Raw genomic sequence first — 23,921 nt, 5'->3', positions numbered from 1 at the left:
TGAAGCAGGCGAGGGGAGCCAGGATCCACCGGGCGTCCCTCGGGTATCAGGAGCTCAGGTGCGGGACGAGGACCCGACCGCCTCCCGGACGACCGGCTCGCTCCCCGGCGCGGGCTTCCGCCGGCCGAGCAGAACGGCCACCGTCACCGCTACCGCGCCGGCCACGCCGACGCCCGCCCAGAGCAGCGGGTTCGTCCGCAGCTGTTCAGGCAACTGCTGGCCGAGGACGAAGACGCCCATCACCACGACGAACCAACCGAACGACTTACGCAGCAGGTCGGCGGGGATCTTCCCGGCGAGCCGGCCACCGACGAAGCTGCCGACGATGGCGGCCGCGGTGACCGCGGCGGCGAGGCCCCAGTTGATGTGCACGCTGGACAGGTAGCCGGCCAGGCCGGCGAAGGATTTCATGGCGATGACCACCAGCGAGGTGCCGACCGCGACCGGCATCGGCAGGCCGCCGAGCAGCGCCAGGGCGGGCACCACGAGGAAGCCGCCACCGGCGCCGACCAGGCCGGTGACCAGGCCGACGACGATCCCGTCGATGATCACCCGGAAGACCGGCAGTTCGTGCGGCACGGGCTTGCCCTCGGCATTGCGGCGGCCGCGGATCATCGCGACCGCGGTGGCCAGCATCATCACCGCAAACCCGGTGAGCAGGAACCCGGCGGGGATGAACTCGGCCAACCGGCCGCCCGCGTAGGCGCCGGTCATCCCGGCGAAGCCGAAGATCAATCCGGTACGCCAGCGGACCCGGTGGGCCCGGGCGTGCGGGATGACGCCGACGGCGCTGGTGGCGCCGACGACGAGCAGCGAGGTCGCGATGGCCTCCTTGGCCGGCAGGTCGGCGACGTAGACCAGCAGGGGTACGGCGAGGATGGAGCCGCCGCCGCCGAGCAGGCCGAGGCTGACGCCGATCAGCACGGCCAGTCCGACGGTCAGTACCAGGCTGGCGGTCATGCCCGCCCCCCGGTGCTCTCGCGCAGCTGGCCGACGATGCTGTCCAGGTCGCAGCTGGCGCCCCGGTTGTAGGGCAGCTTGCCGAGCATCATGCCCATGGCGCAGGTGTTGGTGACGGCGGCGAAGGTGAGGCCGGCGCCGATGAAGCCCGCCACCCACTTCAGCTGCGGCACGAACACCGAACCGACGACGCTGGCCAGGACGATGGACCCGGCGACCAGACGGACCTGTCGCTCCAGGTCCCACCGGGGGGCGCCCTGCTTGATCGGGGCGTTGGCGGCCTGCCAGGCCATGATGCCGCCGTTGAGGACCTTCAGGTTGGGCAGGCCGACCCCGGCCAGGGTCTGCCCGGCCTGGGTGGCGCGGGCGCCGGAGCGGCAGATCAGCACGACGTCCTCGTCGAGGTGGTTGCGCAGCTCCTCGCGGTGCTCCTTGAGCAGGTCCAGCGGCACGTTGTAGGAGCCGGGGATGTGCGAGGTCTCGAACTCCGCCGGGGTACGCACGTCCAGCAGGCGCGGCGCGCGGCCGGCGTCGATCAGCTCCCGCAGGCTGGCGGCGTCGAGGGTGGCGGGGCGGGTGATGTCGGAAGTACTCATATCTCCTCTTTCACGGGCAAAGCGCTACACGTCATGGCAGGGGGATGTCGGCCGGCGCCGGACGGCGCCGGCCGGATTGCGGTGCTGAGGTCAGGCTTCGGTGACCATCTCCAGGCCGGCGTCTGCGGCCTGGTCGAACTTGTCGTCGACGACGACCACCTCGCGGCCGGCGTTCGCCAGCAGCGAGGCTGCGGCGGTGGCCCGGTAGCCGGAGCCGCAGTGCACCCAGACGGCGCCGGCCGGTACGTCGGCCAGCCGCTTGGGGAGGTCGGGCAGCGGGATGTGCACGGCGCCGTCGATGTGGGCGGCCCGCCACTCGTTGGTCATCCGCACGTCGAGGACCACGTCCGCAGCGGGCAGGCCGGCGGGGGCGTGCCCGGCGCGGGCCGCCGCGAGGGACGGGAAGTCGGACATCCGCAGCTCCCGCAGCTGTCCGGGCTCGGCCGCCCACTGCTCGGCCTCGCCGGTGGCCTGCGCGGCCGGGCGGTCGATGCCGATGCGGACCAGCTCGCGCTGCGCGTCGGCCACCTGCTCCGGTGTCTCGGCGAGCAGGGTGATCGGCACGCCCCAGTCGATCAGCCAGCCGAGCCAGGTGGACATCGGGCCGTCCAGCCCGAGGCTGACCGTCCCGGCCAGGTGCGAGGCGGCGTACGCCTTGCGGTGCCGTAGGTCCACCACCCACTGCCCGGCGGCCATCCGCTCGCGCAGTTCGGCGGCGTCGGCCCGGGTCACCGGGGTGAGGTCGACCGGGGCCGGACCGGCGAAGTTCGCCACACCCATGTGGGCGTAGTACGCCGGGTAGGCGTCGAGACCCGCGAGGGTCTCGGTCACGAACGTGTCCGCACCCAGCGCGAGCGCCGGGTTGGCCTGCTTCTCCCGACCGATCGTCGACTCGGGCGCATCGGACTGGCTGGCCGAGCAGAAGCTGCCGAAACCGTGCGTCGGCCACACCTCCGCCCCGTCGGGCAGCAGATCCGCCAGCCGCTTCGCCGAGGCGTGCTGGTGGTGGGCCAGCTCGTGTGCGTACTCCTTGCCGAGCAGGTCGGTGCGCCCGGTCGTGCCGAACAGCAGCGACCCGCCGGTGAAGACACCCGCCGGCTGCCAGCCCCCGTCGGTGGCCTCGTCGAGGATGTACGACAGGTGGTGGAAGGTGTGGCCCGGCGTCGCGACGATCCGGAGCTGCATGGAGTCGGACACCGCAACCGCGTCACCGTCGGAGACCGGCATCCGGTCGAAGCCGACCTCGTCGGCTGCGGCCACCAGGTAGCGGGCTCCGGTCACCCGGGCCAGTTCCAGGCCGCCGGAGACGTAGTCGTTGTGGATGTGCGTCTCCACCACATGGGTGATGCGGACGCCCTTCTCCCCCGCCAGATACATGACCCGGTCGATGTCGCGCTGCGGGTCGACCACGATCGCCACCTGCCCGTCCGAAGCCAGGTAGCTCCGGTCACCCAGGGACGATGTCGCGATAACAGACACCTCAACTGTCACTGCCGTTCTCCTGTCAAAACCTACATACCCCGGGGGGTATACGGGGAGCACAGTCCGGCCACTCATGTCCAACGGTTACCCGCCCGCGCCGCCGTCAAGCAGCACGGGCGGGTCGACCGCTCAGGCGAGTGCCAGGAAGAGCTTCTCCAGCTCCCCCTCGGTCGTTTCCGGCGCCTCGCCGCGCTCGCGGGCGGCCTCGCAGTACCGCATGCCCGAGGCGATGATCTTGTAGCCGGCGCGGTCGATGGCCTTCGACACCGCGGCCAGCTGGGTCAGCGCCTCGCGGCAGTCCTGACCGCTCTCCATCATCGCGATGACGGCATTCAGCTGCCCCCGTGCCCGCTTGAGCCGGGTCAGCGCGTCGCTGGTCATTTCAGGTCGAAGATTCATCGCCCCACCTTTCGGCTCCACCATACCCCGGGGGGTACGGAACCGCGACGGGATACCCCCACGGGTATGCTGAACCTCGAAGGTCGCCGACACATTCCGCCCCTGGGCGGCGTGCACGGCGGTCGCCCTTCTCATACCTGGGAGGTTCCATGACTGCGGTCCGGCATCATCAGGTGGTCATCGTCGGCGGCGGCACCGCCGGCATCAGCGTGGCCGCGCGGCTACGGCGCCAGGGCGTCACCGACATCGCCCTGGTCGAGCCCTCCGAGTACCACTACTACCAGCCGCTCTGGACTCTGGTGGGAGGTGGCCTCGCCAAGGCCGGCGAAACCGCACGGCCGCAAGGCAAGCTCATCCCCAAGGGCGTCACGTGGACCCGGGACCGGGCGGCCGGCGTCGACCCGGACAACCGGATCGTCACGCTCGCCAGCGGCGACACGCTCGCCTACGACCAGCTCGTCATGGCCCCCGGGCTGCAGCTCGACTTCGAGGGCGTGCCCGGTCTGGCCGAATCGGTCGGGCGGAACGGGGTGTCGAGCAACTACCGGTACGACCTCGCCCCCCGCACTTGGGAGTTCATCCGGAAGGTCCGCGGCGGCACGGCGATCTTCACCATGCCGGCCGGCCCGATCAAGTGCGGCGGCGCGCCGCAGAAGATCGCCTACCTGGCCGCGGACTGGTGGCGTCGGCAGGGCGTATTGGACGGCGTACGCGTCATCCTGGTGCTGCCCACCGCGACCATCTTCAGCCAGCCGGACTGGGCACGGGTCCTGGAGGGCGTGGCCGCCGGCTACGGCATCGAGGTGCGCTACGAGTCCCAACTGGTCGAGGTCGACGGCGACAGCCGTCGGGCGGTCATCCTCGACAGCAAGTCCGGCACCAAGGAGAGCATCGACTACGACCTGCTGCACGCCGTGCCGCCACAGAGCGCGCCGGCCTGGCTGAAGGACAGTGCCCTCGCCGATCCTGCCAGCCCGTTCGGCTACCTGGCAGTCGACCAGTACAGCCTGCAGAGCACCCGCTGGCCGGACGTCTTCGCACTCGGTGACGTGGCGAACCTGCCCACCTCCAAGACCGGGGCGGCGATCCGCAAGCAGGCGCCGATGGTGGTGGCCAACATGCTCGCCGCGCGCCGGAGCGAGCCGCTGCCGGCCCGCTACGACGGCTACACCTCCTGCCCACTGGTCACCGCCCACAACCGGATGCTGCTGGCCGAGTTCGACTACCAGCTCAAGCCGACGCCCAGCTTCCCGTTGATCGACACGATGAAGCCGCGCTACGACATGTGGCTGCTCAAGCGCCACGGGCTTCCGGCGATGTACTGGCACGGCATGCTGCGCGGCCTCCTCTGACCGGCCCGGCACGGCTTTGCCGAATCACCCACGCCGGTCGTGTCGCGGCCGGCACCATCTCCGCTGAGGGAGAGCAGAGCATGAGCTACGCGATGACGATCCGGCTGTCCGCCGGGTTCGCCCCGACCGTCGAGCGGGTCCGGGCGGCACTGAAGGACCAGGGCTTCGGGGTGCTCACCGAGATCGACATGCGGGCCACACTGCACGAGAAGCTCGGCGTCGAACTCGAGGAGTACGTCATCCTCGGCGCCTGCAACCCCCCGCTGGCCCACCGTGCCGTGCAGGCCGACCGGAACATCGGCCTGCTCCTACCGTGCAACGTCGTGGTCCGCGCCGACGGGCCGGACGCCACCCTGGTGCAGGCGCTCGACCCGCAGGTGATGGTGCAGCTGAGCGACGCCGCCGACCTGCGGACGGTCGCCGACGAGGCAACCAGGCGACTGCGGGCCGCCCTGGACGCCCTCTCCGGATGAGAAACGGCGGGGTGCGGGCATCGCCCGCACCCCGCCGTGGTCGTTCAGGCTGTCACCGGCTGGCCGGCTCCCCGGAGATCTTGGCCCGCACCTCGTCCATGTCGAGGTCGCGGACCGCCTGGATCACCTGCTCCAGAGCCGCGGCCGGCAGCGCACCCGGCTGGGAGAAGACCAGCACGCCGTCCCGGAAGGCCATCAGCGTCGGGATCGACCGGATCTGGGCCGCCGCGGCCAGACCCTGCTCCACCTCGGTGTCCACCTTGCCGAACACGATGTCCTGGTGCTTCTCGCTGGCCTGCTCGAAAACGGGCGCGAAGCCGCGGCAGGGACCGCACCAGCTCGCCCAAAAGTCGACCAGCACGATCCCGTCGCGGGTGACGGTCTCCTCGAAGTTCGCGCCGGTCAACGCCACGCTCGCCATGTCCAACCTCCACGTTTCGGCAGTGCTCTCGCACCGGCCAACATACCCCCGGGGGTTTACATTCCCACTCGACGGGCGGAATACCGAGCCGGGCCCGGCGCGCTATGGTCGACGTAAATACCCCTGGGGGTATACGGATCGGAGGATGAGATGCAAGAGGTGAACCTGGCGGACTTCGCCGCCGCGCACGCCGAGGGGGCCACGGTGGTGGACGTCCGTGAGCCGTTCGAGTACGTCGAGGGCCACGTGCCCGGCGCCCGGTCGGTGCCGCTGGGACAACTGGCCGCAGCGGTCGGAGAACTTCCCCGCAGCCGCCCGGTCTACGTCATCTGCGCCAGTGGTGGCCGCAGCCTGTCCGCGGCGCAGTTCCTGGCCCGCGCGGGCATCGACGCCCGGTCGGTCGCCGACGGCACCGGCGGGTGGGCCCGCAGTGGTCGCGACATCGTGACGGGAGCGGACGCGTGAACCTCGGTGGAATGCTGAAGAAGGTCTTCGGAAAGCCCTACACCTCCATCGGGCCCGAGGAGGCTGCGGCGCTGGTCGCCGATGGAGGGCTGTTGCTCGACGTTCGGGAGCCGGCCGAATGGCGTGCCGGCCACGCACCCCGGGCCCGGCACATCCCGCTCGGCCAACTCGCCGGCCGGGCCGGGGAAGTGCCGGCGGACCGGCCGGTGATCACCGCGTGTCGGTCCGGGGCGCGCTCGCGGCAGGCAGCCGCGCTGCTCGCCCGCGACCACCACCAGATCTACAACCTGGCCGGCGGGATGCGGGCCTGGGTCCAGGCCGGAATGGCGCTCCAGGCCAAGGGTGGGCGGCCCGGGCACCTGGCCTGAGGGTCGTCCGGCGGGAAGGTCCCGAGGATGAGGACCTTCGGCCCGTCCTATACCCCCAGGGGTATGCGCTATCGTAATCGCATCGCTGCTCATCACCGTGAAGGAGTTCGGCACCATGTTGTTCACCCAGTACTACCTGGACTGTCTGTCCCAGGCGTCGTACCTGATCGCCGACGAGAGCACCGGCCGGGCCGTGCTGGTCGACCCCCGCCGCGACATCGACGAGTACCTGACCGACGCACGAGCCCGCGGCCTCACCATCGAGGGAGTCATCAACACCCACTTCCACGCCGACTTCCTCGCCGGGCACCTCGAGGTCGCTGCCGCGACCGGCGCGTGGATCGGCTACGGGCACCGAGCCGAGACCGAGTACCCGATCCGCAAGCTCACCGACGGGGAGCGGATCAGCCTCGGCGACGTCACCCTGGAGGTCATGGAGACCCCGGGCCACACGCCCGAGTCGATCAGCGTGCTGGTCTACGAGCACACCGACGACGCCACGCCGTACGGGGTGATGACCGGCGACGCGCTGTTCATCGGCGACGTGGGCCGACCCGACCTGCTCGCCTCCTTCGGCGTGACCGCGGACGAACTGGGCGCGATGCTCTACGACAGCGTCCAGCGCAAGCTGATGGGCCTGCCCGACGAGGTCCGGGTCTTCCCCGCCCACGGCGCCGGCTCGGCCTGCGGGAAGAACCTCTCCACCGAGCGGCAGTCCACCATCGGCGAGCAGCGCCGCACCAACTACGCCTGCGCCCCGATGAGCCAGGAGCAGTTCCTCGCCCTGGTCACCGGCGGCCAGCCGTCCGCGCCCGGCTACTTCGCCTTCGACGCCGTGCTCAACCGCAAGGCCCGCGAGCTGTTCGACCACACCAAGGCCCCGCGCCCGCTCGACGCCGCCGAGTTCGCCCAGGCCCGCGCCGACGGCGCGGTCGTGGTCGACGCCCGCGACCCGCAGGAGTTCGCCACGGGCCACCTCGCGGGGGCCGTCAACATCCCCGCCGACGGGCGGTTCGCCGAGACCGCAGGCAGCGTGATCGCCCCGGACCGCAAGGTACTCGTGGTCGCCCCACAGGACCGGGAGGAGGAGATCGTCGTACGGCTCGCCCGGATCGGCTTCGACCACGTCGTCGGCTACCTCCGCGAGCCCGAAGGCGCGTTCCTCGAGATGGCCGGGGACATGGCCCGCGCGAGCCGGTTGACCGCCACCGAGCTGCGCGACGCGCTGGACCGCCCCGAGGCGCCGGTGGTGCTCGACGTCCGCAACGCCGGTGAGCGCGAGCAGGGTGCCATCCAGGGCTCCCTGCACATCCCCCTCGCTGAGCTGACGCGGCGCCTCGACGAGGTGCCGGCGGACCGGGCGGTCGTCGTGCACTGCGCGGGCGGCTACCGCTCCTCGGTGGCGGCCAGCCTGCTCCGCAACGTCGGCCGGGCGGACGTCTCCGACCTGCTCGGCGGCTACGGCGCATGGCAGGCGCTGCACGCCGCGGTCTGATCCGACCACGACGAGCCGGGCAGGTGACCGGGGACAGCCCGGCCACCTGCCCGTTCCCGCAGGAAGGTGAGACATGACAGGGGTGAACACGGCCGCGGGCACCGCCGGGCCGAGGCTCGGCCTGCGCGCGAACGCCGCCCAGTTCCTCCTCCTCGTCGTGGTCAACGCGTTGGTGGGTGGCGTGCTCGGCACCGAGCGCACCGTCCTGCCACTGCTGGGGCAGCGGGAGTTTCACCTGACCGCCTACACCGCCGCCCTCACCTACATCCTCGCCTTCGGCGCCACCAAGGCGGTCACCAACTTCTTCGCCGGCGCCCTGTCCGACAGGTACGGCCGAACCCGTGCTGCTGGCCGGCTGGCTGGCGGCGATCCCCGTACCCCTGCTGCTCATCTGGGCGCCGAGCTGGGGTTGGGTGGTGGCAGCCAACGTCCTGCTCGGCGTCAACCAGGGGCTGGCCTGGTCCACCACCGTAATCATGAAGATCGACCTGGCCGGGCCACGGCGGCGCGGCCTCGCGATGGGGCTGAACGAGGCAGCCGGATATGTCGCCGTGGCCGCGACGGCGCTGGCGAGCGGAGCCCTGGCCGCGCGCTACGGCCTGCGGCCCGCGCCGTTCCTGCTGGGCGCCGCCTACGTCGCGATGGGCCTCGGCCTGTCGTCGCTCCTCGCGCGGGAAACCCGTGCGCTCGCCCATCACGAGGCCGCCAGCCACCAGAGCGCCGAGGGCGCTCACCCGGGCGACCTCACCACCCGGCAGGTCTTCAGCCTGGTCAGCTGGCGGGAACCGGCGCTGGGCTCGGCCAGCCAGGCCGGCCTCGTGAACAACCTCAACGACGGCCTCGCCTGGGGCCTGTTTCCGGTGCTCTTCGCCGCCGCCGGCCTCTCTCTACCAAGAATCGGGGTGCTGGCAGCCCTCTATCCCGCGTTCTGGGGCCTCGGCCAGATCATCACCGGGCCCCTCTCGGACCGGCTCGGACGCAAACCCTTCATCGTGGTCGGGATGCTGACCCAGGCCGGCGCGCTCGGGCTGACCGCCGGCGCCCACAGCTTCCGATCGTGGGCGACGGCCGCGATCCTGCTCGGCGCCGGCACCGCCATGGTCTACCCCACCCTGCTCGCGACGATTGGCGACGTCGCGCACCCCGCATGGCGGGCCCGCGCAGTCGGCGCCTACCGGCTCTGGCGCGACGGCGGCTTCGCCGTCGGCGCGCTACTGGCCGGTTTCCTCGCGGACCTCGTCGGTATCCGGGGCGCCACCTGGGCGGTGGCGGCCCTCACCGCCGTGTCCGGCCTGATCGTCGCCGGGCGGATGTACGAGACACATCGGAACAGCGCGCCCCACGCGGTTGACCGGCCGGCTCCACCCCGCCGAGCTCCCCCTTCCGCGCGTGCCAGGTGCCGGATGCCACGGAGTGCCCTCAAGGATGACCCGAAAATGGGGTGGCCCACGGAGGACTGCTTCCGTCAACGCAGCACTCATGCGCCCGGCAGGCGCTCATGCCTCCCCGCTTGACGCGGAATCAAGAGACCACAATGCCGCTCCGTCCAGAACACAGACGAAGCGGCAGGTCAGAGCGTTCCGGGTTCAGCGGGCCGGCGGCCAGCGATCATCGCCGTTACGGCCAACAAAGATCATCCGTTACCGGATGTTACCGCCGTTACCGGAGAAGATCTTCATCTCCCCAGGTCAACCTGTCGGGACGGCCGGATTCGAACCGACGACCCCTTGACCCCCAGTTTCACAACGATTCTGTCACGCCATGCCAGAATAGGCTGATACGTCCTCGGAATTGGATAAGAGCGACACCTCGCAATGCTGTCCCGTGTCGTGCGCTGCCGCCTGATCCGTCCGTTGCGGTCCAATGCGTTACCGGGCTCGTTACTGCCGATCGTCAAGGACGTCCTCTACCGCGCAGTCCGCCGGCCCCCGGCGTACGTGCGATCGCCAGTGGGCCGATCATCGACGTCAGGCTGGATAGTGTCCGACACAGTGCCGCGAACCCTTCACCCGCTGCACGGTCGACTACCGTGGGCCTGAACGTTGTCGTCAGGAAGCAGCCGGAGGAGGCTGGTCGATCATGGGTGGTGCAGACACCGGCGGAGCACCGGCGGGTTCCCGCTACGCCGACCAGCGGCCCTACGTCGTCGCCGACCGGCTCGAGGCTCTGCGGGGGCCAATCAACGGCGTGGTGAGCCTGGATCGCCGGCTCGACTGGTCCGGGCGGGCGCGCTACGACCTGGACAACCCGCGGCGCCTGGCCAGCATGTACGAAACCGTGCTGCGCGAAGCCACTGCCCCCGACGATCTCACCCGATGGCTGGACGGCCCGACCCTGCAACGCCTGTGGCCGGCCCTCGTGCTGCCACCGCAGGTTCGCCATCTGTGGGAAGCACGATTCCCCGAGCTGGCCAACGCGCGCCGACACGCCGCATAGTGGGCGGCCAGACTCCGCCGATCCATCGCCGGCTGGCGCAGATCGCCCTACAGGTCGGCGGCCAGTACGGGTTCGCCTTGGCCGGCGGGCACGCCATCGCCGCCCATGGCATCCTCGACCGCCCCAGCGAAGACGTCGACCTGTTCGCCGACTGGCAGCGCCGCGCCGATTTCCCCACCGCCGTCGATGAGGTGATCGCCGCATACCGCGCCGAAGGTCTCCGCGTCGAGGTCGACCTTCGACTCGACACCTTCGCGCGGCTGCACGTCACCGACCCAGCTCACCCAGGACAGCAGCACCGGGTGGAACTTGTGGCGAACTGGCGAGCGCAGCCGCCCGTCCAGATGGACATCGGTCCGGTCCTGCACCCTGATGATGTGATGGCCGGCAAGATGGACGCCCTCTACAACCGGGCAGCCGCCCGCGACTTCCTCGACATCGACGCCGCCATCAGCAGCGGCCGGTACACCCTCGACCAGCTGTGCGATCTCGCACACGCCGCCGACGACGGATTCGATCGGAGCATGTTCGCCGCGATGCTTGGCCATGTCGACCGGTTCGACGTCGAAGATTTCACCGATTACGGCCTTCCCCCGGAGGCAGTCGCCGACCTACGAAACCGCGTCTTCACCTGGCGAACCGCGCTACGGCGAAAAGTCTAGAGAAAATGAAGCGGCGGCAGGCCCTACTTCACCCCCCGCCTGCACGTGTCGGCTACCGCGACTGGAGAGCAAAAACCCTTGAACTATGCCAACCGTCCCACCCAGCAGCTGCTACGGGAAGTGAAGCTTGGACTACCAATTCGTTGAGCCGGCGTGGGCGCCCTTCGAACAGGTGGAACCCCCCAACATATCTTGGAAGCGCGCGAGGCGCGCAATAGCAACCGCTACGAATTTGAAAGATTTCGTGACGATCCACGGCTGGGACGCAAAGGCAAAATAGATCTACGGGTCGCATCACAATGAAAAGAGGATCCACCGCCTGTGCTCCACCGCACCTCATGGAATCGATCCGGACGGGGACCCGTGGTACGCGGCAGCACTTTACCCAGCGCCCCCGGATCCCGTCTATAAGCTCGACGACTTAGTCGGGCTAGTTACCTGGGTGGGACATGTTGGCTGTCTCTGGCCGAGCAACTACGGCCCGCTGATGTTGCCGCTGGTGCGCGCGCTCGAACGCCAGTCGCAGCTCTTCGTAGCTCCGGTCTTCTTCGGCTCCAACGCTGACCGGCTTGACCAGCCGATTGTCATGCTTCCGTCTTACGAGGATGTGCATCGCCTACTTGGCCGGCTTGGCTGAAAGTCAAGACCCGTCTCTTGTCCACGTCGAGCACATACATTTCCCGCTCCTGAAGCACCACAACAGCAGGGCTTCCCGAAGCGGAGGTGCCCAGAGGCAGCATCAGGCTGACGGCTGCCACCTGGATTGCCATGATCCTACGGCTGCGGCTGTAGTCGCAGCCTGCTGATAGGCCGCAGCGGTCAGCCACGCCACCGCCAGGGCGGCGGAGTCCTGCTGATTCAAGCGGCCGAAAGCGTCGCGGCTACGCCGGTGGCCCGCGCGCCGCAGCTCTTGCAGCACAAACGCGGCTGTCGGCAGCTGGGCGTCCAGCAGCGCCCGCGCGTCCCGATCGACGTCCGACATCAGGGCACTGCGGCCGGCGGAAACAACTCGTTGTAGGTGGTGGGCGAGCAGATGCAGCGGCGGTTGAGGTTGGTCAGCGCCCGGAGGCTCCGTGGTCGCGGCGCCGGGTAGGTCGGCGCGCTGCAGCTGGTCGACGCCAAGGTCGACGTGTCCGCCGAAGCGGTCCGGCAGCCAGGACGCGGCAACGGCGAGACCGTGGACCTGCCGGGGTCCGTGGAAGCGTCCGATCATCCGTACCGGCATGCCGGTGGCGTGGGCGGCGAGCAGGCGCAGGTTCGCGACGTACGGAAGCACCGGATCGTCGTGTGGTGCCAGGACGGTGACCGGCCCCGGCAGTTGCGCCGTCTGTAGGAGTAGACCTCGCTGGTCGGCGGCGAGAACGCCGTCGAGGAAGGCGAGGTCGTGGCCGGCGGGCCGCTCGTGGCGGGCGAGTTCCAGGGCGTTCAACCACCGGGCGGCCTGTTCGGGGATCGGTTGCCGCCAGAGGGCGTCGGCTGGTTCCTCGCGCCAGCTGCGGCCTGTGGTTCGTACGGCCTGCGTTGTCCTGCCGTGGCTGAGTCGCCGGTCGACGGATGCGTGAGCATTGACGGCGATCATCCCGGCACGGCACAACTCACGGTGGCTCAGCGTGACGTCGCCGAGGTTGACGCTTGAGTGTGCGGCGTTGCGGGCTGTGTCGCCGTCGCCGGGGCGTGCCTGCGCCAGGCTCCAGATCGTCGCATCGCCGTCGGTCAGGTAGCTGATCGCGCCGACGTGGCCGGTGGTGGTGCGCAGCGGCTCGGTGCACAGCCCGTACAGGTGCAGGTCGCCGACCGGGCTGTAGCCGCGCCGGCTGGTGCCCCGGGCGGCTCGCTGGTCACCGATACCTTCGATTAGGAGGTGACAGACGGTCAGCGCCTCGCGCAGATCCTCGGTGAGGTCGGCCAGCCGGAATCCGGGGATTCCCCGGCGGGCTGCGCGCAGTTGTTCAACCACTCTGGTCGCGGCTGTCGCCAGTCGGGGCAGTCCGACGGCGCGGGCCTGGTGGATGGCGCGGAGCAGGTCCGCCTGGGTCACCGCGTCGGCGCCTGCCACCCCGTGTTCGAGGATCTGGGCAGCGACGTCGCGTACCTGGGCGGCGGCGGCCTTCTCCTCGGCGGTGGTGGACGGGGCGGCGGCATCCGGCGGGTCGGCTTCGGTGGTCACGACGGCCCCGGCGGTGGCCACGTCCGGTCCGGCTGCGACCGGATGGTGTGGCTGCGTGGTCAGGACGGGTGCGGCGCTGAGCACCGCGGCCCGATGCAGGCAGCGTGGTGCGAGCAGGCAGTTGCAGGCGGCTCGGTCCGCCGCGTCGACCGGCGTGGTGAGGGTGACCGTGACATGGTCGTCCAAGGCGATCGTCGCGCCGGAGTCGGACGAGGTGATGGTCCAGGTCGGCTGCTTCTCGAGAGCTTGGTCGAGCTTGGACCGCAGCCGGGTGGGCAGGGCGGCGACGGCGTCGGCGGTGACGTGTGGTGCGACGTCCGGCAGGCTCATCTGACCTGGTCTCCGATCCAGCGGGCGAGTTCGGTGGGGCTCAGCGCGGCGATGGGCATCCCAGCAGCCACGAGTTGCCCGGCGACGGCGGTGCTGTAGCGGGGTTGGCCACGGTCGTCGAGGCTGGCGCAGCCGAGCAGGGTGACGCCGTCGTCGGCGAGCGCCCGGACGGCGGCCAGTAGTCCGCCGATGGGATGCCCCTCTTCGAAGTCGCTGACGAGCACGACGAGGCTGCGGCTGGGGGTGGTGACGATCTGCCGGGCGTAGCGTAGGGCGGCGGCGATGTGAGTGCCGCCGCCGACACTGATCTCCATCAGCAGGCTGAGCGGGTCGACGACCCGGTCGGTCAGGTCGACGACCTCGGTGGAGAAGGTGACGAAGTGGGTTCGCAGGGTCGTCACGCCGGCGAGGACGGACGCGGTCAGCGCGGACCAGATAGTGGACGGTTCCATCGACCCGGATACGTCGACGAGGAGGATGACCTGCCAGTCGACGCTGCGTCGACCGCGGCTGCGGAAGACGAACCGTTCGGGGCTGATCTGGGCCGCGCCGTGGGAGTCGATGTGCGCGGTGTGCAGGTTGGCATGGACGGTGGCTCCGAGGTCTAGGCGCCCGGTGGGTCGGCGGCTGCGCCGTGGTGTGGCGAGTCCGCTGAGTGCCGGTCTGATCTGTCGGGCCAACTGCTCGGTCAGCTCGGCGACGAGCCAGGCGACGAGTGGGCGCAGTCGGTGCAGCCGCGCCTCGGGCAGACCGCCGGCCAGAGCCAGGACGGTGTGCAGCAGTTCCACCGAGGGTCGGACGTTCTCGGGCGCGATGGTGAGGAGGGCGTCAGCGCGTCCGCGTTCGGCGGCGCGGGCGAGCACCTCGTCGCGTACTGCCGCGCCGAACAGCGCTTCGAGGTCGCCAGCCCAGTCGCGCACCTGGGGGTAAGCGGGTTGTCGTCCGCCGCCAGGTCCGGCGGTGGTGTGAGAGCCCTCTCCCCTGCCGTTCCCGTACAGCTCATCGAGCGCGGTAGCGAGTCGGCGGGCGCCCGGTGGCAGGTCGTCGCGGCGGCGGCCGAGCAGTAGTCGCCAGCGCTGCGCGGCGGGGAGCGTCTGGGGGCGGGATGCCTGGCGGGATTCTGCCGGGGGCGGTGGTGGACCCGACCACTCGGCGGCGCTGTCGCTTGTGCCCGCAGGCAGTCCGAGGGCGGTCAGGGCCTGGCGTCCCTTCTGGTCGACGGCGAGCCAGTCGGCGAGCAGGCTCGGTGCGACGGTCATCGTCGCGTCGAGGTCACCAATGCGGTGACGGACGGTGTCCAGAAGGCGGTCCCGATCGGCGGGGCTCAGCGCGTCGAAACCGCCGCGCAGCGCGGGCAGCCGGCGGATGAAGTGCTCGTCGTCCCAGCCGTCTACGGTGTCCAGCAGCGGGGCCAGCGTTTCCCCGCCGGCCTCCAGCAGGGCGCCGGCAACGCTGAGTGCTCCACGGAGTCGGTCGGTGCACTCGGCGGCGGGCATCTCGGCCCAGGACGCCAGGGCAGCACCGAACGAATGGGGCTCGGCGAGGCCGAGCAGCACCTGGACGGCGTGGCCCGCTCCTCGCATCAGCGGTGATCCCTCACGGGCGAGGCGGCTGACGGCGTCACCGAGCCGCAGCAGGTGGCCGCTGTCGTCGGCGTGCCGAACGAGGTCGAGCAGGGCGCGGGCGTCCCCCGCATCGGTCGATCCGGCGAGCCCGTTGACGGCGCGGACAGCGGCGGCGTGCAGGTGGGCCAGGTGCTCGCCGAGGCCCGTCGGTGGTGACGGCGTGGCGGGGATGTGCCCGCGTTGCAGCCGCTGCAGCAGTTGGCTGGCGTTGGCGAGTTCGGCGAGCGTGGCGGTGCCGGTCGCCGCAGCGTGCAGGTCGGCGAGGCGGACGTCGACGGCGTCGGGCAGGCCGCAGGCGGCGGCGCGCGCGAGCCCGGAGATGGCCTGTGCGGCGGTGGGGCCGCCGTTGGCAACCTCACGGCGGCGCCGGATGTTCAGCATGCCGGCGGCGGCTTGGGCGAGGGTGACGCCGTGTGGGCTGGCGGCGGCGAGGGCGGCTTCGGTGCCGGGCTGCCAGTGCAACCGCCAGCGGGTCGTGAGGGTGTCGGCCGTGGTGGTCTCGACCGGCTCGGCGTAGGGCACCTGGCAGGCCCGCAGTCGCTGCAGGGTGGCCTCTCGTCGCTGGTCGAGCGGGTTACGCAGCGGGTCGAGGCGAACGGTGCGAGGTACCTCACCGGGGCCGGGCAGGCGCAACTGCCGCAAGAGAGCTGTGGTTGCGGGGGTCAGCCCGCAGACGGGTGTGTCCGGGCAGAGGTGACCACGGCGCTGTCCGATCAGGGTGTGCTGCATGGCGGCGGCGACCGCTCGGCCGCGGCCGACCGGCTCGCCCTGGGCGAGGACCGTCTGCAGCGCTTCGACGAGTTCACCGCGTCCGGCGGTGGGCAGGTTTCGCAGTCGGGCCAGATCGTGGGCGAGCCGTGTGATTTCGGCGGCCTCCGCCGGTCCCGTGGGGTGTCCCTGGTCCCGCAGGTGGCGCGTGATCTCGACGGCGAAGCCGCGCAGGCGGGCGGCCAGCGCGGTGGGGTCGGCATGAGCCTCGTGGACAGCCTGCTGCCAGCGAGGATCGCGGATTCCGGCGGGATAGCCCGACCGCGCGTCGAGCAGGTCGAACGAGTAGGGCACCAGCGAGATGACCGGTGCGCGCCGTGGCGGCTCGGCGTCGGGTGGTGTGTTGGGCGATGGCTGAGCGAGTGTGGTCAAGGCGGGGGCGTGGAAAGCGCCGACGACGACGGCGAGGCGGCCCGGGGTTTCGGCGATGCGTTGTCGCATCCATGCCTCGCGCCGCTGGTCGAGGGCGCCGATTCCGCCGGCGGTGGCATCGGCACGCAGCGCCCAGCCGACCGCCAGCGCCGATCGGCGTACCGCCTCGGGCGGTGAACCGGGGGCTGCGGCTTCGACCCAGCGGTCCCACAGGTCGTCGCCGGTCCGCCCGGTCAGGGCGGACCGCACGGTGTCGGCGTAGCCGCTCGCCCGGGGGCCGACGGCCGGACGTTCCTGCCAGGCCGGGTCGGTCAGCGGCAGGTCGCAGCAGTGGGCCGGCACGCCTCGACGTTGCGCCCACCGCAGCGCGGCCAGCTCGGGGGAGAAGTCGGCGAACGGGTAGAACGCCAGCGGTCCGCCCTCGTCGCCGTCGGCGGCGGCGAGCGCGACCGGGGCGTGGGTGTCGGGGTGCGCCAGCCAGGGCAGCCACGGCTGCATGTCGGCGGGCAACTCGACCAGCACCGCGTCCGGGGCGGCCGCGTCCAACAGGGTGGGGATCGCCGCGGCGAGCACCGGCGAGTGGTGCCGCACTCCGATCAGGGTGACGCGGCCGGTGTCGGTGAGACGTGCGACGGCGGCGCGGGGGTCGCCGGCGGTGATGTGGTCAGTCGCGGAGGACATCGCGCTGTTCCCAGAGCTGCCGCCACATCCGGCCGCCGGCCTCTGCGCGTCGGCGCAGGGCGCCGTCCCAGTACGCCAGCAGCCGCGCGTGGTCGGCCGGGTCGTCCTTGCGCACCACGCCCAGCAGGTGCCCGGGGAGCAGGGACAACGGATCCGGGCCGGGCAGATACGAGGTGGACAGGCCGATCGACGTGGCGACGGCGACCGCCTCGGCGGTACTCATGACCGAGGACGGGCGTTCCACCTCCCAGCCCTCGACGGTGCTGCCGGTGCGCAGGTCACGGAAGGCGGTCACCAGTGTCTCCAGCACCGCCTCGTCCACCGTGTACGCGGCGCCGACCCGTTCGACGGTGGCGCGGGCCTGCCGGGTGACGAGGGCGACCTCGGCGTCGAAGTCGGCGATCGGCGGGACCACCTCGAAGTTGAACCGCCGTTTCAACGCCGCAGACATCTCGGACACGCCGCGGTCGCGCAGGTTCGCCGTGGCGATGACGCAGAAGCCGGGGGCCCCGTAGGCGACGGGGTCGTCGGCAAGCTCGGGCAGGACCAACCGACGGTCGGACAGGATCGACACCAGCGCGTCCTGCACCTCGGGCAGGCAGCGGGTAATTTCCTCGACCCGGGCGACGGCGCCGGTGGTCATGGCGGTGAGCACCGGTGAGGGCACCAGCGCCTCCCGGGACGGCCCCTTGGCCAGCAGGAGCGCGTAGTTCCAGCCGTAGCGCAGCTGTTCCTCGATGGTACCGGCCGTACCCTGCACGGCCAAGGCACTTGTGCCGCAGATCGCCGCGGCGAGCAGCTCGGACAGCATCGACTTGGCAGTGCCCGGTTCGCCGACGAGCAGCAGGCCCCGCTCACCGGCCAGGGTCACCACACACCGCTCGATCAGGGCCCGCTCCCCCACGAACTTCGGCGCGATGGTGACCTGACGGCCGTCGGGGCCCGGCACGGGGCGGCCGGCGGAACCGGCGATGAACGTGACCACGGCATGAGGGGTCAGCCGCCAGCCGGGCGGGCGGGGACCACGGTCGGCGGCGGCCAGGAACGCCAGCTCGTCGGCGTACAGGTGCTCCGGCGGGTCGATCTGTCGGGTGCTCACGCCTTCTCCTGCAGGTCGAGGTAGCGGGGGTTGTCACCGGCGGTCACGCGATCCCACGCTGCGCGGTACAGCTCCGGCATGGTGCGGTTGACGAGGGTCAGTCCGTTGAGGAACAGGTACAGCGGCTGCTTCCAGGTCTCCATCGGCGTGCTGGGGGCCTTTGCCGCGAGCCAGCCGCCGGGCAGGAAGACGCCGCGGCCCGCCCGTTCCCGCTTGCCCGCCAGCACCAGACCGGCGTCGAGAAGAGCCGCCTGGGCCTGCTTGAGGGTGGCGGGCTTCCAGGCGTTCCAGGTCCGCACGTTGACATCGGTGGGGTTGGGCAGGGCCAGCAGCTGCAGGTAGTAACTCGCCGGGTCACGGTCGAGGCCGGTGTGAACCGCGACGGCGTCGACCAGCTCGGGTGCGCTGACCCGCGGGTCGCGGTGTTCGCCGCCGACGCCGTCGGGGGTGGCCAGCACGGCGGTGATGTCCGGGGAGAGCACCAGCCGCAGCGCGTCCGCGACCGGGCCGGAGATGAAGCTGACCGCGGGATCATGCGGTCCGTTGAGGCGGGCCGGGGCGAGATGGTGCACGACCGTGTCCCGGAAGGCGTGTCCGGGCACTAGCGCCGGCCCCGCCTGGGGTGGCTCGTCCACCTCGTGTCGCCCGGCGCCGATCAGCAACCGCGGGTTGCGCAGCCGCTCCCGCAGCAGCTCCAGAGCCCGAGGCAGGGCGTCGCGCATCGGGTCACCCCACGGCAACTCGTACGCCAGCCACAGCAGCGCCACCGTGCACCCGTACAGGTGGTTGCCGTCGAACGGGGTTCCGCTGGTAGCGGTGGTCTCCAGTCGGCCCCAGTCGCCGGGGCGGCTCTCGCCGTCGGTCGTCAGCCAGCTTCCCGGTGCCGGGTTGGCGATCGTCTGCAGGATGTCGGCCGCTTGGGTCGTGGGCAGGACACGGGTGGCGTCGGCAAGCAGGTGCTCGCCGATGACGACGCGGACGCCGCGCAGTGCCAGCCAGGCCGTCGCCAGCCCGTCGACGTCCGGGCCCCGCCGCCACAGATCGGCCGGGTCCCGCGGCATCGCCGCGTCCACCAGCGCGATCCGCTGCCCGTACGACAGGGACTTCATGGCGTCGCGGGCCGCGCGCGCCTGCGTGGTGTTCACGCCGAGGATGCGCCGCTGTTCGGCGGTGAGGAAGTTCGCCTGCCACTCGTCGATGCCGGGAAGACCGGCCAGCAGCAGAGCGGCCTCCGCCCGCGTCATGCCGGTGCGCTGCACCAGGTCATCGACGCATTCCGCACGCCAGCGGGCCGGGCCCTGTTCGGCGAGCAGTCGGCAGAACGCCGCGATGCGATCGGCGCCGCGCCAGCCGGCCGCGACGATCTCCGCCTCGACGGTGGCGCCCGACGGCGGGGTGAACCGCCCGTCCGGGGACAGCTGCACCGCCGTACGCCGCCACTGCTTGCTCCGCCCGGCGTACCAGGTGGGACTGCGCTCCGGCAGCAGCACCGTCACCTGGCCGCCGTCGCGCTGAACGGTCCGCTGGCTCTCCGGAGGTGCCTCGTCCCAGGTCACGGTGAGCACCCGCACGGCCTGCCCAGGGTCGGAGAGGATGGTACCGGCCAGGGTGGACACCAATTGCGTCAAAGCGGCCCGCTCCTGCTCGCCGGTCACCAGTGCGGCGGCGCGGACGGCCAGGGCGCCGAGTCCGCCGAGGGCGTCCACCCACGTCGGGGTGGCTTCCGGTACGTCCTCGACCGTCCCGGCCGTGAGAAGGTCCGCGACCGCGGTGACCTGCCGGAGAACATCGTGCCGGGTCTGCGCTCTGCCCGAGTAGTAGGTGAACCTCTCCGCTGGCAGCAGCCCTGACCAGGCGGTGCGCAGCACATCGTCGGCGACGGTCTCGACGGTGCTCTCCTCGACCGGGTCGGTCGCCAACAACTGTGGCAGCCCCTCCAGTCGCCGGCGCAGGCGTACCGCGCGCACCACCTTGTCCGCCAAGGCGGAACGCAGGACGGGGTCGGTCACCTCCGTCAGCACCTCGGTGACGATGGCCAGCGCGGCCGCATTGATTTCGGTGGACTTCGTGACGGCGTCGGCGATTGCCATCAGCCGGGCCGCGTCGGCGGCGTCGATACGCCGCAGGCGGGCCGAGCCCTGCCCGTCGCGCGCGCCCAGCGCGTGCCACCAGGCCAGCGGCGGCAGGTACCGGGATGTCCTGCAACGGTCCACCGGCTCGCGGCCGTCGGCGCTCCACACCGTCAGCTCCAACTCGGCCCGGTGATGGGGCCGCCCGGTCACCGGAAGTACCACGTCGCTGCCCGGCAGCTGGAGCCCCGCCACCAGCGCGTCACTGTGGAACGGGTTGCGGCTGGCCCGCACCGCGGTCGGGTGCCAGGACACCCGCCGCCCGTCAACCCCCTCCCCCACCTGCGTGCCGTCCGGCAGCCGGGTCACCCGCCACCCCACCAGCCCGTCCCGCCAGCCCAGCGGCGACGAGGCGAACTCTGCCGGAGCCGGCCGCAACTCACACAGGTCAGCCAGGAGGACCCCGTCGCGCGGCAGGTCGGTGGCGAAGAACGCGGGCAGGCTGTAGCGACCGCCCTCGCCCGTCGCCGGGTCGTACTCCCGCCAACGCCGCTCACCGGCCGTCGGGTCGGTGGGCCGTTCACAGCGCCAGAACGAGACCCCGTCACTGGCGACCGGATATGTCCCGGCCGGGCCGCGGGTGTCTCCGGCGTGCCAGGGCCGACCGCCCGTGGTCGTCGCGCCTTCGGGCAGCGGCAACGGCAGCGACCGTCGGCCCCACAGGGCGTGGTCCGTCGGTTGGTCGGGCTCAACCAGCACGTCCGGGTCGGCGGACCAGTAGCCGACAAGCCGGCCGCTGGTGCTGTACCAGGTGACCAGGAGCTGCCCATCGACCAGCCGACAGCTGGTGTCGGAGTAGGAGTTGCGCGCGTGTGGGCTGTCCGATGGCGGATACCGGAAGATGTGTTCGCTGATCAGGCCGTTGACGTCGACGACGTGCGCCGTCCGGTTGTCCTGCACCACCAGCTGCGGCCAACCGTCGCCGTAGCGTCGGCCGAGTTTGTCCTCGGCCACCTGCTCATAAGCCGGCCACGACAGCTCAGCGACCAGACCGGCGCGCAACGACCGCGCGAGCACCGCAGGCACGTCGACCCGCGCCAAGGCGGTGAACGCCTCCGGTGCCAGCGCCACGCCGGCGGGCGACCACACGGCCGCGAGCTGGGACAGTGCCTCGTCCAAGCCGATCAAGGTACCCTCCGGCATCCGAGCGGCCCGTTCGACGAGCAGCTCGGACAACACCTCGCGCAGGCCGGCCGCTCCGAGCGTCTCGGTGACCAGCTGCGCCGACAGTGGCTCCGACCCGTGCCTGCTGTGCAGCCCCGACAGCGCGTCGGCCGCCCCACGCGCCAGCAGCACCCGACATTCGGGGTCGGCGGCCACGGCCCGCAGGTCTCGCCGGCCGGGACCGTCGTCCTGCACCCAGGCGGACACGTTGAACGCACTGCTGTCTGTCTCCACCGCCACCGGCACCCCGCCGGTCAGGCAGACGTCGAGAACGTCCAGGTCGGCCCGGTGAGCGAAGTCGCTCCACAACCTCACCGGCCGGCCCTCCGCCCGCAGCCGCGGCACCAGGTCCGCCACCACACGGATGAGCCTCTCGCAGCGGCGTCGGCTGCGCCGTTCCCGCAGCGCCATCAGCCGCTCCAGCCATCGCGCCGCGGACACCGCCGCCGCCTCGTCCCGCAGCAGATCGAGCGTGCCGGCCGCCTCCAGCAGCTCCAGCCAGAAGTCGGTGACATCCGTCGACCAGCCCGGCGGCTCGGGGAACATCTCCACCAACCGGGTACGCACCGCCGGGTCCCGCCTGGCCAGCCGCATCAGGGGTTTGCGGTACGCCTTCCACACCGGCTCGCTCGAGCGAGCCATCGCGGGGAACGCCAGCAACTGCCGGATCACCGCCTCGGCCTGCTCCTCGACGTCCACGCCGGCCGCCTTCGCCAGCCGCCGCAGGTCCTCGGCCATTCCCGCGTACGGCGGCAACCCGCCGGCGACGCGACGAATCGCAAGGGTCCGCACCATCTCGTACGCCTCGAGCGCCGTCCGCCGTGCCGCGACCGCGCGGGAATACTCGGTCAGCATCTTCGCCGTCAGCGCACCGGCGAAGGCAAACTCCAGATGCACCTCCCGCAGCCGCTCCTCGTCCACTGCGAGCCCGTGCATCTGTTCGGCCCGACGGGCCTCGGCGAAGCAGCCGCCGGCCATCCGCGGATTGTCGGCGGCGAGGAACGCCCGCCCGGCCTGCTCCCAGAACGTCGGCAGGAAATGCGGTGCTGCTGCGCCCAGCCGAGTGGCCAGTTGCTGGTAGCCCTCGCGGGCGTTGCCCGGCTTGGAGGCGGCGGTCCGGGCCAGCCGCGCCATGTCCTTGACCATTGCGAGTGCGTGTCGGCCGTTAGCGGGATCGTTGATCAGCGCCCAGGCCGGGAATCCGAGCGACTGCCGGCGGGCCGTGCCCACCGGCGTGGGTTCGACGCTGCGGCTGAAGCCGAGGAACTCCATCGACAGATCCTCGGCCTCGCCGAGGGTGGCGCCGGCCAGACGCACCACGGCCCGGCCACTGAGCGCCGGATGGGTGTAACGGCGGGCGGTCACCACGTCGCGTCCCGCCTGCGCCTCACCACCGGGCAGGATGGCCCCCGCCTCCAACAGTGCCTCACTCACGCCTGCTCACCGTCCTCGTCGACAACCCGGCCGGCGTACAGGTTCGCCGCCATCCGCATTCCTTCCGACCACGCCACCGGTCCCACCGCCGCCAGCGCCACCGCCTCCCCTGCAGGACCGGTGAAGTTGAGTGGGCCGGTCTCGGTCTCGTACAGCGGATCGCCCTCGCCGATCCACAATGAGGCGACGATCGGAATACCGTCCTCCCACACCCGCAGCGACGCAGCGCCGCCCTGCACGCGGTAACCCGCCGACGTCGTCCTCGCCTGCACGTGGCGCAACTCCTTGTAGCGGCCGCCGGCGTACCGGGACACCTCCCGCCGTCGTTCGTCGTCGGACTCCGGCCGCGTCCACACCTCTCGGAACAGCTGCAGCGTCGCCTGCCGCACCCCCAGGTCGGCGGCGAACTCCCGCAGATCCGCCAGTTCAGGCAGCCGAACCGGGTGAGGCAGAACAACCTGCTCGACGGTGAGACGGCCACTCTCGCCATCCAGGTCCACCACCCCGAGACCCTTCTCGGGGTCCGCGTCACGTAGCAGCCCCGCCCGGTCGGTATCCCATCGCCCGGCGTCGTCGAGCGGCACCACGACCAGATCACGCAGCGGAGTCCGCCACGAATCGTCTGCCCAGACCTCGCAGATCACCGTGGTGGGCACCGGGAGAGACCGGATCATCCACTGCTCGACCTCACGCCGGCAGGAAAGCTCGTGCCGCTTCAACCACTCCGACAGCTGCCGCAGGCCGACCACCACGTCGGCATCGCGCAACGCTTTCGGCAAACTCTTCAGCGGCTTTCCCTGGCGGTTCCGCGCGACCACCCGGCCGCGCTCCAGGCTCACCTCGTAATCGGCACCGGCCGACAGCCAGCCCATGTTGATCTCCTCCCGGCGGGCAGTGAGCGGCATTGTGCCATCCGGGACCGACACTGGAAGATCACCGTCAAGGGGATGCGCAGACCCGCGACAGCCGGTAGCACCTACGGGTCGTCGACCTCCGGTAGCGCCGCGTGTCGGCCGAGTTGAGGATGGCCTGCTCGACGGTGC

General features: G+C 71.3%; 19 protein-coding genes. 9 read left to right on the top strand and 10 right to left on the bottom strand.

Going from position 1 to position 23,921, the window contains the following annotated elements; all coding sequences use genetic code 11:
- Window positions 1-54 precede the first annotated feature (54 nt).
- The 4 genes from KSK32_RS23795 to KSK32_RS23780 form a co-directional block, all read right to left on the bottom strand.
- Window positions 55-960, bottom strand: coding sequence for a sulfite exporter TauE/SafE family protein (locus KSK32_RS23795; RefSeq protein ID WP_216933191.1), 906 nt, complete (start codon window positions 958-960; stop codon window positions 55-57).
- Window positions 957-1,556, bottom strand: a complete 600-nt coding sequence (locus tag KSK32_RS23790) for a rhodanese-like domain-containing protein (RefSeq protein ID WP_216933190.1) — start codon at window positions 1,554-1,556, stop codon at window positions 957-959. The genes KSK32_RS23795 and KSK32_RS23790 overlap by 4 nt, the downstream gene beginning before the upstream one ends.
- A 90-nt stretch (window positions 1,557-1,646) precedes the next feature.
- Complete coding sequence (locus KSK32_RS23785) at window positions 1,647-3,047, bottom strand: MBL fold metallo-hydrolase (protein ID WP_216933189.1); 1,401 nt, start codon at window positions 3,045-3,047, stop codon at window positions 1,647-1,649.
- 120 nt (window positions 3,048-3,167) lie between these two features.
- Complete coding sequence (locus tag KSK32_RS23780; protein ID WP_216933188.1) at window positions 3,168-3,437, bottom strand: metal-sensitive transcriptional regulator; 270 nt, start codon at window positions 3,435-3,437, stop codon at window positions 3,168-3,170.
- A 149-nt stretch (window positions 3,438-3,586) separates the two neighbouring features.
- On the opposite strand from KSK32_RS23780, the gene KSK32_RS23775 reads away from it, so the two are divergent.
- Together KSK32_RS23775 and KSK32_RS23770 are read left to right on the top strand one after the other, a co-directional pair.
- Entirely contained in the window at window positions 3,587-4,789 is a 1,203-nt protein-coding gene (locus KSK32_RS23775) for an FAD/NAD(P)-binding oxidoreductase (protein ID WP_216933187.1), read from the top strand.
- A gap of 80 nt (window positions 4,790-4,869) precedes the next feature.
- A complete protein-coding gene (locus KSK32_RS23770) occupies window positions 4,870-5,262 on the top strand; it encodes a DUF302 domain-containing protein (protein WP_216933186.1) in 393 nt (130 codons plus the stop codon).
- Window positions 5,263-5,314: 52 nt separating this feature from the next.
- On the opposite strand, the gene trxA is transcribed toward KSK32_RS23770, so the two are convergent.
- Window positions 5,315-5,683: a thioredoxin gene (gene trxA / locus KSK32_RS23765; protein ID WP_216933185.1), complete on the bottom strand. Its 369-nt coding sequence runs from the start codon at window positions 5,681-5,683 to the stop codon at window positions 5,315-5,317.
- A 150-nt stretch (window positions 5,684-5,833) separates the two neighbouring features.
- On the opposite strand from trxA, the gene KSK32_RS23760 reads away from it, so the two are divergent.
- From KSK32_RS23760 to KSK32_RS23730, 7 genes are all read left to right on the top strand, one after another.
- Window positions 5,834-6,148, top strand: coding sequence for a rhodanese-like domain-containing protein (locus tag KSK32_RS23760; protein ID WP_216933184.1), 315 nt, complete (start codon window positions 5,834-5,836; stop codon window positions 6,146-6,148).
- 11 nt (window positions 6,149-6,159) lie between these two features.
- Window positions 6,160-6,516, top strand: a complete 357-nt coding sequence (locus KSK32_RS23755) for a rhodanese-like domain-containing protein (RefSeq protein WP_216936321.1) — start codon at window positions 6,160-6,162, stop codon at window positions 6,514-6,516.
- Between the two features lie 115 nt (window positions 6,517-6,631).
- Window positions 6,632-8,011: a rhodanese-like domain-containing protein gene (locus tag KSK32_RS23750; RefSeq protein WP_216933183.1), complete on the top strand. Its 1,380-nt coding sequence runs from the start codon at window positions 6,632-6,634 to the stop codon at window positions 8,009-8,011.
- Window positions 8,012-8,352: 341 nt separating this feature from the next.
- Window positions 8,353-9,525 (top strand): MFS transporter, encoded by a 1,173-nt coding sequence (locus tag KSK32_RS23745; protein WP_216933182.1) that lies wholly within the window; start codon window positions 8,353-8,355, stop codon window positions 9,523-9,525.
- A gap of 565 nt (window positions 9,526-10,090) precedes the next feature.
- On the top strand, window positions 10,091-10,447 hold the full coding sequence (locus KSK32_RS23740; protein ID WP_216933181.1) for a hypothetical protein: 357 nt from the start codon (window positions 10,091-10,093) through the stop codon (window positions 10,445-10,447).
- The gene (locus tag KSK32_RS23735; protein WP_216936524.1) at window positions 10,447-11,109 is read left to right on the top strand and encodes a nucleotidyl transferase AbiEii/AbiGii toxin family protein; all 663 of its coding nucleotides are present in this window, start codon (window positions 10,447-10,449) and stop codon (window positions 11,107-11,109) included. Before KSK32_RS23740 ends, KSK32_RS23735 begins: the two co-directional genes overlap by 1 nt.
- A gap of 487 nt (window positions 11,110-11,596) precedes the next feature.
- A complete protein-coding gene (locus KSK32_RS23730; RefSeq protein ID WP_216933180.1) occupies window positions 11,597-11,746 on the top strand; it encodes a hypothetical protein in 150 nt (49 codons plus the stop codon).
- Window positions 11,747-11,848: 102 nt separating this feature from the next.
- On the opposite strand, the gene KSK32_RS23725 is transcribed toward KSK32_RS23730, so the two are convergent.
- Genes KSK32_RS23725 through KSK32_RS23705 form a run of 5 tightly spaced genes read right to left on the bottom strand, consistent with a single transcriptional unit; the run spans window position 11,849 to window position 23,783 of the window.
- The gene (locus tag KSK32_RS23725; RefSeq protein ID WP_216933179.1) at window positions 11,849-13,606 is read right to left on the bottom strand and encodes a hypothetical protein; all 1,758 of its coding nucleotides are present in this window, start codon (window positions 13,604-13,606) and stop codon (window positions 11,849-11,851) included.
- Window positions 13,603-17,052: a DUF5682 family protein gene (locus tag KSK32_RS23720; RefSeq protein WP_216933178.1), complete on the bottom strand. Its 3,450-nt coding sequence runs from the start codon at window positions 17,050-17,052 to the stop codon at window positions 13,603-13,605. The genes KSK32_RS23725 and KSK32_RS23720 overlap by 4 nt, the downstream gene beginning before the upstream one ends.
- Window positions 17,036-18,151 (bottom strand): AAA family ATPase, encoded by a 1,116-nt coding sequence (locus KSK32_RS23715; protein WP_216933177.1) that lies wholly within the window; start codon window positions 18,149-18,151, stop codon window positions 17,036-17,038. Before KSK32_RS23715 ends, KSK32_RS23720 begins: the two co-directional genes overlap by 17 nt.
- Complete coding sequence (locus KSK32_RS23710; RefSeq protein WP_216933176.1) at window positions 18,148-22,878, bottom strand: hypothetical protein; 4,731 nt, start codon at window positions 22,876-22,878, stop codon at window positions 18,148-18,150. The genes KSK32_RS23715 and KSK32_RS23710 overlap by 4 nt, the downstream gene beginning before the upstream one ends.
- A complete protein-coding gene (locus KSK32_RS23705) occupies window positions 22,875-23,783 on the bottom strand; it encodes a DUF4132 domain-containing protein (protein ID WP_254187162.1) in 909 nt (302 codons plus the stop codon). Before KSK32_RS23705 ends, KSK32_RS23710 begins: the two co-directional genes overlap by 4 nt.
- Window positions 23,784-23,921 lie beyond the last annotated feature (138 nt).

The organism is Micromonospora sp. WMMB482 (genome assembly GCF_019038635.1).
GTDB lineage: Bacteria > Actinomycetota > Actinomycetes > Mycobacteriales > Micromonosporaceae > Micromonospora > Micromonospora marina.
Note: the sequence above shows the minus strand (reverse complement) of the source record. Positions and strands in the feature narration are given on the sequence as shown.